This window comes from Novosphingobium sp. ST904, assembly GCF_001298105.1.
Taxonomy (GTDB): Bacteria; Pseudomonadota; Alphaproteobacteria; order Sphingomonadales; family Sphingomonadaceae; genus Novosphingobium.
Map to the genome: position 1 here is coordinate 30,885 of NZ_LGJH01000138.1, position 12,529 is coordinate 43,413.

The following is a 12,529-nucleotide window of genomic DNA, read 5'->3' on the forward strand; positions in this document are numbered from 1 at the left end:
AGTTTTTCCAATGCGCGGGCCGCCGCTTCAGCTTGCCAGCGCCACTTTGTCCGTGCCTTCGCGGGCGGCGACTTTGGCGCGGACCAGCGGGATCAGGTCGCGGCCATAATCGATGGCGTCGGCCAGCGGTTCGAATCCCCGGATCAGGAAGTGATCGATGCCGATGTCGTAATATTCGAGCAGCGCATCGGCGACCTGTTCGGGCGTGCCGACAAGACCGGTGCTGTTGCCCGCTGCCCCGGTAAGCGCGCCACGCCCGTCCACAGGCGGGTATCGCGGCGCTGGGTCTGCGCGGTTTCCAGCAGGCGCAGCGATCCGGCATTGGGCGGACGATGGCCGCTGGTGGGAAGACCTGCCGCCTCGCGGTTGGCGCGGACCTTCTCGGTGATCTCGTCGGCCTTCTTCCACGCCGCTTCCTCGGTATCGGCAATTACCGGCCGCAGCGAGAGCGAGAATCCGGGATTGCGGCCATGCCGGGCGGCCGCGTGGCGCACGGTGCGAACGGCCTCGCCCACTTGCTCCAGCGTCTCGCCCCAGAGCGCGTAGACATCGGCATGGCGGCCCGCCACCTCGATCGCCTCGGGCGAGGAGCCGCCGAAGAACACCGGCAGGTTGTCCGGCTTCACGGCGCTGAAGCCGCCGCGCACTTCGTAGAAACGGCCGGAATGATCGAAGGGCGCGGTTTCCGCCCATTCGAGCTTGAGCACGCCGAGATACTCGTCGCTGCGCAAGTAGCGTTCGGCCTTGAGGGTGTGAACGTCACCGTCGCGCGCCATCTCGTCATCGGCGCACCGGTGATGATGTGCACGGCGACGCGGCCGCCCGAAAGCTGGTCCAGCGTCGCAAGCTGGCGCGCCGCCAGCGTCGGCTGCGTGAAACCGGGGCGGTGCGCGACGAGGAAACCGAGGCGCGTGGTGATCGCGGCGGCATGGGCGGCAACGATCTGGCTTTCCGGCGAACTGGAGCCGAACGGGATCAGCACCCGGTCGAACCCGCCCGCTTCCTGCGCGCGGGCAGCGGCATCCACATAGTCGCGGTCAAGCACGCGAGAACGCGATCCGGCGTGGATTTCGGAGGTGTCGTTGAAGCCGATATAGCCGATGAACTTTACGGTCATGATGCAATTCTCCCTGAAGGGCGCTGGATCAGATGACGAAGAAGCCGTGCGTGCCGTCGCGCTCCAACTGGGCGACGAGGCCATATTCCCAGTCGAGGTAGGCCTGCATGGCGGCCTCGCGATTGTCGGTGCCCTCGTAAGGACGCTTGTACCGGCCATGCGGTCCGCGCGGCGCGGGAGCGCCGTCCTCGCCCGTCTCCAGCGGCCCGTCGAAGGCATCCGCCAGAACCGACACGTCCCACCCGAGCTGGGCGAGCCAGGAGGCGGTCATGTCCGCGCGGGAGCCAAGGTCGTCGGCCAAGACGATGCGGGCACCGCGCACCGGTGCGAAGTGATCGGTTTCCTGCACGAGCTGGCCGCCGGGCGCATTGCGGAAGCCCGCAGGGTGCCCGGCCGCGAAATCGGCGGGCTGACGCACGTCGAAGCGGTAGAGCGTGCGGTCGTTCTCGGCGAGCAAGGCCCTGAGATCCGCGCTGTCGATCCGGCGCACTCCGGCGCGATAGGCGACATCGCGGGCGCGCTCGCGGGCCACGTCGATTTCGCCGTCGGCGCCCTTGTCGACGCTTTCCTGACGCCCTGTCTCCAGCTTCTGCCCGGCGAGCGTCCAGCCGATCGTGCCGTTGCGCAGCGCGAAAATCCTGTTCGGCAGCCCCGCGTTGATGAGCGACTGGGTGCCGATGATGCTGCGGGTGCGGCCGGCGCAGTTGACGATGATCGTCGTATCGGGATCGGGCGCGGCGACGGGCGCGCGCAGCACGAGCTCGGCCCCCGGAACGCTACGGCCTCCGGGGATGCTCATCGTGGCATATTCGTCGAAGCGGCGGGCGTCGAGAATGGCGATATCCGCCTTTTCCTCGATCAGCGCCAGCACGTCGGGCGCCGGCAGCGAGGGGGTGTGGCGGCGATGCTCAACCAGTTCGCCGAAAGCCTTGGAGTAGCTGTTCACGTCCTCGAACAGCTCGTACCCTGCAGCCCGCCACCCCGCGAGGCCGCCTTCCAGCACATCGACATGCGTATAGCCAAGCGCGCGGAACTGGTGCAGCGCCGGTTCGGCCAGCCCCTCGCCGTCATCGTAGACCACGATCTGCGTATCCTTGCGCGGGATGCGCCAGGGCGCTTCCAGTGCGATGCGCTGAAGCGGGATCTGCGCCGCGAACAGCGGATGGCCGAGCGCGAAAAGCGCTTCCTGCCGCACGTCTATCAGCGCGATTTCACGGCGGGCCAGCAGGGCACTTCGAACTTCGGCGGGGTACACGCTCATGCCCGGATCACTCCATTCCAGAGGTTGGGCAGGACCTCGTTCGCATAGCCCGAGATGAAGGGGCGCTCCTCGCCGCTGTCGCGGTAGGTCGCGCGTTCGACTGCGCCGATATTGGCGCCGTAAACATGGATCGAGATCGAAATGCGGTCCGCGAAGGCATTGGCGACGCGGTGGATATCGCCCACCTGCGGATCGATCGCCTCCACCTCGCCTTCGCGAAGCTGGCCGGTCTCACCCTTCTGGACGAGCGAGCCGTCGGCCGGCGGCGGAAGTTCTGCATGTTCTCCGCGCCGCGCAGCACGCCCACGAGCCCCCAGACGCGGTGGTCGTGGATCGGCGTCGCCTGTCCCGGCCCCCATACGAAGGAGACCACGCTGAAGCGCTCCGCACTGTCGCAATGGAGCAGGTATTGCTGGTAACGCTCGGGATGCGGCCGCGCGAATTCCTCGGGCAGCCAGCCGCCTTGCGAGACGAGACGGCCCAACAGGGCGCCGCCATGTTCCAGGATCGCCGCCTGCCCGGCCCCGCTGTCGATGATCGCGGCAAGCCCGGTCACGAAACGGCGTAGCGGCCTGATATCCTGCCCCGGAACGACGAGGGAAACCGGCGCGTTCATGCGAGGCCTCCGGCGTGGAGCGCGATGATTTCGGCGGGTGCAGGACCTTCCGATACCTGTCCGCCCAGCGCGCTCAGCAGGCGGCTGCGCAGCCCCCGCGCGACCTGCCCGCGTTCGCCGCGTGCGCCTCGATGCGCTCCTGCGCGGCGATGCGCCCCCGATCCAGCAGGACGATGCGATCGGCCAGCGCGATCGCCTCGTCCACGTCATGGGTGACCATCATCACCGCCGGCCGGTGCCGGGTCCAGAGCGAGAGCACGAGTTCGTGCATCCGCAGGCGCGTCAGGGCGTCGAGCGCGGCGAAGGGTTCGTCCAGCAACAGCAGGCTCGGTTCGCGCACCAGCGCGCGGGCCAGCGCCACCCGCTGCGCCTCGCCGCCGGATAGCGTCAGCGGCCATGCGTCCAGCCGGTGCCCGAGACCGACTTCGCGCAGCGCGTCCTCTGCTTGCTGCCGCACGTCGCCCTGCCGAAGCCCCAGCGCGACATTGCGCCAGACCTTCTTCCACGGCAGCAGACGGGCATCCTGGAACACGACGGCGCGGGAATCCGGGACGATCACGTCCTGGCCCGGCGTCGGGTCGAGCCCGGCAAGCGTGCGCAGCAGCGTGGTCTTTCCGGAACCCGACCGGCCCAGCAGCGTGACGAACTCGCCCGGCGCGATGTCGAGGTCGAGGCCGGAGATGATCGTGTTGTCGCCGAAGCGGCGCGTGAAATCGCGCAGGCGGACAACCGGCGCAGGACCAACCGGCGGGGCGGGGAATTGCGGCGGCGCGACGCGGGAATAGCCGTTCGGTCGGGCATCCATGGCACGGTTCTCCGGTGCAAGTTGCGTGGGGGATCGGTAGGCGGGGGTCATTGCGAAACGATGCTCGGGCGCCAGACGAGTGCCCGGCTCTCCACCGCCCGCACCAGCGCATCGGCGGCGAGGCCCAGCACCGCATAGATCATCAGGCACACGACGATGATGTCGGTCCTCATGAAGTCGCGGGCATTGTTGATGAGATAGCCGAGCCCGGCCGAGGCGTTGATCTGCTCCGCCACGACCAGCACGAGGATCGCGACCGACAGCGAATAGCGCAGCCCCACCAGCAGGGAAGGCAAGGCTCCGGGCAGGATGACATGCCAGACCAGTTCGGGGCGGCTGAGCCCGAAGCTGCGCGCGCCTTCCAGCAGGCGCAGGTCTACCCCGCGAATGCCGCTGTAGAGGTTGAGGTAGACGGGAAAGATCGAGGCGAAGGCGATCAGCGCGATCTTCGGCGTTTCGCCGATGCCGAACCACACGATGAACAGCGGAGTCAGCGCCAGCGTCGGGATCGTGCGCTTGATCTGCATGAGCGGATCGACCGCCACTTCGCCCTGCCGCGAAAGCCCGGCGACCAGCGCCAGCACCACGCCGATGGTCACGCCGATGGCAAGGCCGATGGCGATGCGCAGGAACGAGACCCAGAGATTGGCCGCAAGTTCACCCGAAACCGCCATGCCAAGCAAGGTGGAGAGCACTTTCGAGGGCGCCGCCAGCGTGCGCTCGGGAATGAGGCCGGAACGCGATCCCGCCTCCCAGGCCAGCAGGAACAGCACCGGCGAAAGCCAGCGCGCGCCTGACAGCGAGCGTTTCAGCGAAAATGGAATCCTGCCTGAAATGGCCATTGTCTTTCTCTTCCATGGAGCAGGCCGGGAAGAGACACGGCATTCTCAACCAATTCAATTGAGTTTTGTGTGCCCGCCTATCAGCACCGCTCATAACGCCGGAAAAAGCTGGAGTTTGCATCGCCGGGCCGTGCCGGATTCGGGGCGAACGCCCCGCTGGCCGCACTGATGGAGCAGACAAGGTTTGCAATCAGCTTCACAAACTCTACTAATTTGGTTGAGAATATGAAGCAGGTTACCCCCGCCGCAGCAGCCCACCCATTCGAGAGTGATTCGAACATGCCCGTCAATCTTCCCACCAACCTCCTGCGCAGTTTCGTGGCGATCGTTGATACCGGCTCCATGCTTCATGCCTCCGAGCGGGTCTTCGTGAGCCAGTCCGCCCTGAGCCTCCAGATCAAGCGTCTGGAGGAACTACTCCAGCAGCCGCTGTTTCACCGCGAGGGCCGCAGGCTGACGCTCACCCAGTCCGGCGACCTGATGCTGGATTACGCGCGCAAGGTGCTCAATCTCCATGACGAGGCCGTAGCCGCCGTCACTGCCGGGCACTTTACCGGGCCGGCACGCATCGGCATGGTGCAGGACTTCGCCGAGATGCTGCTGTCCGGCCTGCTGGCCCGTTTCGCGGAGCTTCACCCCGAAGCACAGCTTTATTCGCGCGTCGCGGGCACTGCCGAACTGCTCGGCCAGCTCGAACGCCGGCAACTGGACATCGTGCTCGGCTTCGCGGCCAACAACGATCCCAGCGCGATCGCCAGCGCGCCGATGGCCTGGTACGGAAAGCCCGAACTGGCGTTGCAGGAAACCGTGCAGCTCGCCGTGCTCGAACCGCCGTGCCGCTTTCGCGAAGCGGCGATCCGGGCGCTGGAAGATGCCGGGCGGCCTTACCGGATCTCGGTCGAGACACCCAATCTCACCGCGCTGCGCGCTGCCGTCGATGCCGGACTGGGCGTGACCTGCCGAACGCACCTGTTCCTGCGCGAGGCTCCGCTGGAGGATTCGGACCTGCCCGAACTGCCCAACGTCTCGTGCATCCTCCAGACCGCGCCCGGGCTTGACGGGCCGACCAGCCAGCTCGCCAAATTGGCGCGCGAGGTCGTGGCGGCACTCTGAAGCCACGGGCGCTTATTGGAAACTTTCAATAACGGCGGGGCGCTTCTCGTTATTCCTGCCCCGCCTCGCCCCCTAGCTTCCCGATGGACACCCATCAGGAGGAAACAGGATGAGCAAGAGCCTCAAGGAGCGATTCGCCGAGCTTCAGGCGGAACGGGACCGGACGTGGAGCGCCGAGCAACTGGCCCGCAACGCCTTGCAGCGCAGCCTGCTTTCGGAGCGCCACGATCCCGCGAAACTGCCCAGGACGGGCGACGAAATCACGCCTTTCACCCTGATAGATCAGGACGGGCGCGAACTGACCCGCGACTCGCTGCTGGCCAATGGTCCCGCCGTGCTGGTGTTCTTCCGCTTCGGCGGGTGCCCGGCCTGCAACATCGCCCTGCCCTATTACAACGAGACGCTCTGGCCCGAACTTCGCGCGCGGGGCATTCCGCTTGTCGCGGTCAGCGCCCAGATTCCCGTGGACCGGGCGGTGATCGAACGCCACGGCCTGGGCTTCACCGTCGCCAGCGACCCCGACTACGCACTCGGCCGCAGGCTTGGCGTGACCTTCTTCCCCGAGGAGCAGCCCGAAGTCGCCCCGGGCGAGAGCTGGATCGGCGCCACTCTGGGAACGCTGAGCTACGAGATCGACCAGCCCGCCGTGCTGGTCCTGGGACAGGACGCCAGAGTCCTGTTCTTCGAAGCCAGCCCCGACTGGCTGGACCGTACCGACAGCGCCCCGATCCTTGCCGCCCTTTCCAACGCGCCGGTAACAGCCGCCTAGGCTGCCCCTCACGCGCGCACGGTACCGGTTTCCCGTCCGGTTCCGTGCGCCGCCGGCCCGGCGCAGTGCCCCGGATCGCAGAGCCGCTTGAGTCGGCCGCCTGTTTGCGTGACAATAGGTTGCTGCTCCCTTTGAGGGAGTGGACCCTGTGCCGGCGATGAATCATATGTCATTGAAATTCCTGGCACGCCGCATCAAGCGCGGGGTCCGGCGCGAATGGGCCGCTTGGCCGGTATGTCCGGTGGAGCAGGCAGGCTTGGCCAAAAGGTATGCTTGCCACCCTGCAACTACATATTTAATGTCAACCAATTCGATTGAGTTTAGGCGTAGGCCACCTGACGGGAGACACCATAGATGAATGCCGGAACCCTCAATCGCCGCCTGTTTGTTACCGTCGCCGCGGTGACGGTGCTGGCCGCCTCCCTTGCCGGCTGCTCGGGCGGGAAATCGGGCAATTCGGTCGAGATCACCAATGTCTCCTACGATCCGACCCGCGAACTCTACCAGGCCGTGAACCCGGCCTTCGCGGCTTACTGGAAGAAGAAGACCGGACAGGACGTGACCTTCCGCATGAGCCATGGCGGATCGGGCAAGCAGAGCCGCGCGATCATCGACGGCCTCGAAGCCGATGTCGCCACGCTGGCGCTGGCCTACGATATCGACGTGATCGCCGAGAAGGCCAAGCTGCTCCCGGCCGACTGGCAAAAGGCCCTCCCGGACAACAGTTCGCCTTACACCTCGACCATCGTCTTCCTCGTGCGCAAGGGCAATCCCAAGGGCATTCATGACTGGAACGACCTGGTGAAGCCCGGCGTGCAGGTCATCACCCCCAACCCGAAGACCAGCGGCGGCGCCCGCTGGAACTTCCTCGCTGCCTGGGCCTATGGCCGCAAGGCCGGCGGATCGGACGCTGCCGCCGAAACTTACGTGAAGCGCCTCTTCTCGCAGGTTCCCGTGCTCGACAGCGGCGCGCGCGGCGCGACGACCACTTTCGTCGAACGCGGCATCGGCGACGTGCTGCTCGCCTGGGAGAACGAAGCCCTGCTGGCCGAGAAGAAGCTGGGCGCCGGAAAGTTCGAGATCGTGGTGCCTTCCATCTCGATCCTCGCGGAACCGCCGGTCGCCGTGATCGCGGCGAACGCGAAGAAGCATGGCACCGAGGAAGTTTCCAAGGCCTACCTCGAATATCTCTACACACCGGAGGCGCAAGTCGCGATCGCGCGCAATTTCTACCGGCCCAGCGATCCCAAGATCGCCGAACAGTTCGCCAACCAGTTCCCCAAGCTGAACCTCACCACCATCGACGAGGATTTCGGCGGCTGGGGCAAGGCGCAGAAGACCTTCTTCGCTGACGGCGGCGTGTTCGACCGCATCTACTCCAAGAAGTAAACCGCGCTTTCCGGCGCCAGAATCGAGCAGGCCACTGCAGATGCCATCCATGACGACGCGCAAGCCCCGATGGCGTGCGCCCTCCGTTCTGCCGGGCTTCGGGCTGACCTTCGGGTTCAGCCTGGCCTGGCTGTCCCTGATCGTGCTGATCCCGCTGTCCACCCTGTTCCTCAAGTCTGCCGGCATGGGCTGGCAGGCTTTCGTGGACGTGGGCTTTTCCGAACGCGCCCTCACCGCCTATCGCCTGAGCTTCGGCACCGCCATCGCCGCCGCGCTGGTCAACGCGGTGTTCGGCCTGCTCGTCGCCTGGGTTCTCGTGCGCTACGAATTTCCCGGAAAGCGCGTGATTTCCGCGCTGGTTGACCTGCCCTTCGCGCTTCCCACCGCCGTTGCCGGCATCGCCCTCACCGCGCTTTACGCGCCGAGCGGCTGGGTCGGGCAATATCTCGATCCGCTGGGAATCAAGGTTGCCTTCACGCCGATCGGCATCACCGTGGCGCTGGTCTTCATCGGCCTGCCCTTCGTGGTGCGCTCGGTCGAACCGGTCCTTGCCGATCTCGGCAAGGACGTGGAGGAAGCCGCCGCAACGCTGGGCGCCAACCGTGCGCAGACGTTCGCACGGGTCATCTTCCCGGCGATCCTGCCCGCGCTGTTCACCGGCTTCGCGCTGTCCTTCGCACGCGGGGTGGGCGAATACGGCTCGGTGATCTTCATCTCGGGCAACATGCCCGGCCGCACGGAGATCGCGCCGCTGCTAATCGTCACCCAGCTCGAACAATACAATTACGACGGCGCCACCGCCATCGCGATGGTCATGATGCTGGTGTCCTTCGCGGTGCTCTTCACGCTCAACGCCCTCCAGTCCATCCGCCGCAGGAGGCTTGGCGCATGACCCGGAAAACGCGCCGGATCACCCCCGGAACCGAAAGCAGGACCGCGCAGGTACTGCTGATCCTCATCGCGCTCGCCTTTCTGGCGTTCTTCCTGATGCTGCCGCTGGTCGCGGTTTTCAGCGAAGCCCTGAAGCAGGGGATCGCTCCCTTCCTGGACGCCGTGTCCAACCCCGACGCGCTGTCCGCGATCAAGCTCACGCTGATCATCGCCGCGATCAGCGTGCCGCTCAACATGGTCTTCGGCCTCGCCGCAAGCTGGGCCATCACCAAGTTCAGCTTCCCCGGCAAGAACCTGCTGCTCACCCTGATCGACCTGCCGTTTTCGGTCTCCCCGGTGGTTTCTGGCCTGATCTTCGTGCTTTTGTTCGGAGCGCAGGGCCTGCTGGGACCATGGCTTTCCGCCCACGGCCTGAAGATCATCTTCGCGGTGCCCGGCATCATCCTGGCCACCGTCTTCATCACTTTCCCCTTCGTCGCCCGCGAACTGATCCCGCTGATGATGGAGCAGGGCAAGGATGACGAGGAAGCCGCGCTTTCGCTGGACGCCAATGGCTGGCAGACCTTCTGGCACGTCACCCTGCCGAACATCCGCTGGGGCCTGCTCTACGGCGTACTGCTGTGCAACGCGCGCGCCATGGGCGAATTCGGCGCCGTCTCGGTCGTCTCGGGGCACATCCGGGGCGAGACCAACACCATGCCGCTGCATGTCGAGATACTCTACAACGAATACGACTTCGTCGGAGCCTTCGCCGTGGCCTCGCTGCTGGCTGCGCTCGCGCTCGTCACGCTGGTCCTCAAGACCGTGCTCGAATGGCGCTTCGACCTTCACTCGGGAGCAAGGCATTGATCCGCGTCCAGAACATCACCAAGCGCTTCGGCAATTATCCCGCACTCCACGGCATCGACCTCGAAATCCAGCCCGGCGAATTCATCGCCCTGCTCGGCCCCTCCGGCTCGGGCAAGACGACGCTGCTGCGCATCATCGCCGGCCTCGAATTCCAGGACGAGGGCCACGTCTACTTCAACGGTGAGGACGTGTCCGAAATCCCGGTGGGCAAGCGCAACGTCGGCTTCGTCTTCCAGCAATACGCCCTGTTCCGCCACATGACCGTGGCCGACAACATCGCTTTCGGCCTCAGCGTGCGCAAGGCCAAGCGGCGCCCATCCAAGGCCGAGATCAAGGCACGGGCGCAGGAACTGCTGCGCGTGGTCCAGCTCGAAGACCTCGGCGGGCGCTATCCCGGCCAGCTTTCGGGCGGACAGCGCCAGCGCGTGGCGCTCGCCCGCGCACTGGCCATCGAACCCAGCCTGCTGCTGCTCGACGAGCCGTTCGGCGCGCTCGACGCCAAGGTCCGCAAGGACCTGCGCCGCTGGCTGCGCGACCTGCACAAGCAGATGGGCCTGACCTCGATCTTCGTGACGCACGACCAGGAAGAAGCGCTCGAACTTGCCGATCGCGTGGTGGTGATGGACCATGGCCGGATCGACCAGATCGGCACGCCCGAACAAGTCTACATGGAGCCCGCGACCGCCTTCGTCTCGCACTTCGTGGGCGAGACCAACCGTTTCCCGGACGGCCGGCATGTCCGCCCGCACGACCTCGCGATCGTGCCCACCGGCGGCGAGGCGGTTCATGTCGACAACGTCTTCCGCAAGGGCAGTGCATGGCGCGTGGAAGGCCGCCTCGGCGGCGGCGACACCATGATCGAAATCGATGTCGCGGCGAACACCACTCCGCCGGAAATCGGGAGCACCGTCCTGATCGAGGCGCGCCGTTCGCGAACCTATTCGGCTGAAGGAAACCTCGCATGACCAGCCCCGCACCCGGCTCCCCCTCGGACAAGCAGCTTGAAGAGAGCATCGCCAGCGTGCGCGATGCCCTGAAGAACCTGCGCTACGGCAATGTCTCGCTGACCATCCATGACGGCCGCGTCGTCCAGATCGACGTCACGGAGAAGAAGCGCTTCTAGCGCGACGGGCCGGCTGACTCGCACTCGTTGCAAGGCAGCCGCTTCTGCCAGTTCCAGCCGTGGCCGAGCACCAGCATCGCGCTGCCGGCCACGGTCAGGCCCGTCTCGCCCAGCGGCAGGCCGGCGGGCCATACCGCAAGAACGAGGCAGACGATGCCAGCCCCGCCGACAATGCCCGGCCCGATCGCGCCGTGCCGCCGATAGCCCATCAGGAACGCCGCCAGCGCCGCAGGTGCGACCAGGCCGAGCACGGCCACATGAAACGCCTCCGACTGGAAGAATGAGCCAAGCAGGCCGGGCAGGAGGAAGAGCAGCAGCGGCAGCGCAAGGCAGTGGACCATGCAGAGCGCCGAGGCCGAGATCGCGGTGGATTCCACGAAATCGGCAAGCAGCCTCTGTCTCCGGACCTGCCGGACTCCACACTGCTCGCTCATCAACCCGGCTCCTGCTCAATTAAGGTATGTTACAACATCACATTGCTTGTGCTAGATGGGGCCTCCTTCGCGAATGAAAAGGCCTCTCCCGTGGAAAATGATCTCTGTCCTCCTGAAATCCGTCCGCACGAGGCACTCGCGCGGATAGCCCGGCCGGGTACCGACGTCGCGCTGTGGGAACGGCATCTCGATGCGGCGCTGGAACAGGAACTGGCAGCCCTGAAACTTGCCGAGCTTGACGACCTGACCTTCGAATGCACCATCCCCGATCTTGCCGCGGGCATTGCGCAGGCCCTGGATGACGCCGGCTATCCGCACTGTCCGGCGCTGCGCCGCGACATCGCCATGCTCGCACGCTGCCATGTCGAGGTACTGGCTGCGGAGCGGATCCGGTTGCGGCTGGAAGTGATCGAGACCGACGCCTGCCGGCGGTTCCACGCCGATTTCGTAACGGTCCGCACGATCACGACTTATCTCGGGCGCGGCACGCAGTGGACGCAGGCCCCCGGTTCGGACTGGCAGCCCGAGATGATCCGCGAACTATCGGCCGGGACGGTGGCAATGTTCAAAGGCCGTCTGCTTCAACCGGAACCATCCATCCTGCATCGCTCACCGCCCATCGCAGAATCGGGAGAATCCCGTCTGGTGCTGGTTATCGACTCGATGGAAGCGCGCTAGGCCGCCTTCACCGTCCGGTTCCCGCAGGCGCGACGAACGGTGTGTCCCGTGCGATCATCTCGCCGGGACGGGGCTACCTCGAAAGTTCTGAGACGATATAACGTCTCTCCATGAAAATGGTTCCCGTGGTCGCCGCCGCCATCCTTTCCCTCGCTGCCCAGATGTTCGCCGCGCCGGCGTTCGCGCAGCATCTGCAATGCGTGCCCTATGCCCGCGCGCAGTCGGGGATCGGCATTCACGGCAACGCGGCGACATGGTGGGGCCAGGCCGAAGGCACCTACAAGCGCGGTCATCTGCCCAAAGCGGGATCGGTCCTCGTCTTCAAGTCCACCTCGGCGATGCCTTACGGCCATGTCGCGACGATCCGCGAAGTGGTGGATGCCCGCCACGTCATGCTCGACCACGCCAACTGGTCCGGCCCCGGCCTGATCGAACGCAGCGCCCTTGCCGAAGACGTGTCCGAAGCGGGCGACTGGAGCAACGTGCGCGTCTGGTACGGGCCGAGCCATTCGCTGGGTTCGCGCGAAAATCCGACTTACGGCTTCATCTACGGGTCCAGCGCGGCAGACGGCACCGAACTGGCCACCGCGAAGGATGACGACGCCCCCGGCAAGGCCGGCTGAGCAGGCAGCGGATATTTCC

Annotated in this window: 12 protein-coding genes and 3 pseudogenes; 9 read left to right on the plus strand and 6 right to left on the minus strand. The window is 66.0% G+C overall.

Going from position 1 to position 12,529, the window contains the following annotated elements; all coding sequences use genetic code 11:
- Window positions 1–27: 27 nt before the first annotated feature.
- The 5 genes and pseudogenes from ADT71_RS10720 to ADT71_RS10740 form a co-directional block, all read right to left on the minus strand.
- Window positions 28–1,117, minus strand: a pseudogene (locus ADT71_RS10720) (LLM class flavin-dependent oxidoreductase).
- A 28-nt stretch (window positions 1,118–1,145) separates the two neighbouring features.
- Window positions 1,146–2,378 carry a rhodanese-like domain-containing protein gene (locus ADT71_RS10725; RefSeq protein ID WP_054436714.1) on the minus strand — a complete coding sequence of 411 codons (1,233 nt, stop codon included), beginning with the start codon at window positions 2,376–2,378 and terminating at the stop codon, window positions 1,146–1,148.
- Window positions 2,375–2,994 (minus strand): annotated as a pseudogene (locus ADT71_RS10730) (cysteine dioxygenase). Before ADT71_RS10730 ends, ADT71_RS10725 begins: the two are co-directional and overlap by 4 nt.
- Window positions 2,991–3,799: pseudogene (locus ADT71_RS10735) on the minus strand (ABC transporter ATP-binding protein). Before ADT71_RS10735 ends, ADT71_RS10730 begins: the two co-directional pseudogenes overlap by 4 nt.
- 47 nt (window positions 3,800–3,846) lie before the next feature.
- Entirely contained in the window at window positions 3,847–4,641 is a 795-nt protein-coding gene (locus tag ADT71_RS10740) for an ABC transporter permease (RefSeq protein ID WP_054436716.1), read from the minus strand.
- A 279-nt stretch (window positions 4,642–4,920) separates the two neighbouring features.
- On the opposite strand from ADT71_RS10740, the gene ADT71_RS10745 reads away from it, so the two are divergent.
- The 7 genes from ADT71_RS10745 (at window position 4,921) to ADT71_RS30255 (ending at window position 10,775) form a co-directional block, all read left to right on the plus strand.
- Window positions 4,921–5,754: a LysR substrate-binding domain-containing protein gene (locus ADT71_RS10745; RefSeq protein ID WP_054436770.1), complete on the plus strand. Its 834-nt coding sequence runs from the start codon at window positions 4,921–4,923 to the stop codon at window positions 5,752–5,754.
- Between the two features lie 109 nt (window positions 5,755–5,863).
- Complete coding sequence (locus ADT71_RS10750; RefSeq protein WP_054436718.1) at window positions 5,864–6,523, plus strand: peroxiredoxin-like family protein; 660 nt, start codon at window positions 5,864–5,866, stop codon at window positions 6,521–6,523.
- 354 nt (window positions 6,524–6,877) lie between these two features.
- Window positions 6,878–7,912 carry a sulfate ABC transporter substrate-binding protein gene (locus ADT71_RS10755; protein ID WP_082370282.1) on the plus strand — a complete coding sequence of 345 codons (1,035 nt, stop codon included), beginning with the start codon at window positions 6,878–6,880 and terminating at the stop codon, window positions 7,910–7,912.
- Window positions 7,913–7,961: 49 nt separating this feature from the next.
- Window positions 7,962–8,804, plus strand: a complete 843-nt coding sequence (gene cysT, locus ADT71_RS10760) for a sulfate ABC transporter permease subunit CysT (RefSeq protein ID WP_054436719.1) — start codon at window positions 7,962–7,964, stop codon at window positions 8,802–8,804.
- Window positions 8,801–9,652 (plus strand): sulfate ABC transporter permease subunit CysW, encoded by an 852-nt coding sequence (cysW, locus tag ADT71_RS10765; protein WP_054436721.1) that lies wholly within the window; start codon window positions 8,801–8,803, stop codon window positions 9,650–9,652. Before cysT ends, cysW begins: the two co-directional genes overlap by 4 nt.
- Complete coding sequence (locus ADT71_RS10770) at window positions 9,649–10,617, plus strand: sulfate/molybdate ABC transporter ATP-binding protein (protein ID WP_054436723.1); 969 nt, start codon at window positions 9,649–9,651, stop codon at window positions 10,615–10,617. Before cysW ends, ADT71_RS10770 begins: the two co-directional genes overlap by 4 nt.
- Entirely contained in the window at window positions 10,614–10,775 is a 162-nt protein-coding gene (locus ADT71_RS30255) for a YezD family protein (RefSeq protein ID WP_082370284.1), read from the plus strand. The genes ADT71_RS10770 and ADT71_RS30255 overlap by 4 nt, the downstream gene beginning before the upstream one ends.
- Here the strand turns inward: ADT71_RS30255 and ADT71_RS10775 are convergent.
- Entirely contained in the window at window positions 10,772–11,209 is a 438-nt protein-coding gene (locus ADT71_RS10775) for a MerC domain-containing protein (protein ID WP_082370285.1), read from the minus strand. The two genes, ADT71_RS30255 and ADT71_RS10775, sit on opposite strands and share 4 nt — an antisense overlap.
- Before the next feature lie 90 nt (window positions 11,210–11,299).
- Here ADT71_RS10775 and ADT71_RS10780 point away from each other — a divergent pair, with 90 nt between their 5' ends.
- Together ADT71_RS10780 and ADT71_RS10785 are read left to right on the plus strand one after the other, a co-directional pair.
- Window positions 11,300–11,887 carry a DUF1826 domain-containing protein gene (locus tag ADT71_RS10780; protein ID WP_054436726.1) on the plus strand — a complete coding sequence of 196 codons (588 nt, stop codon included), beginning with the start codon at window positions 11,300–11,302 and terminating at the stop codon, window positions 11,885–11,887.
- Between the two features lie 110 nt (window positions 11,888–11,997).
- A complete protein-coding gene (locus ADT71_RS10785) occupies window positions 11,998–12,510 on the plus strand; it encodes a CHAP domain-containing protein (RefSeq protein WP_054436727.1) in 513 nt (170 codons plus the stop codon).
- Window positions 12,511–12,529 lie beyond the last annotated feature (19 nt).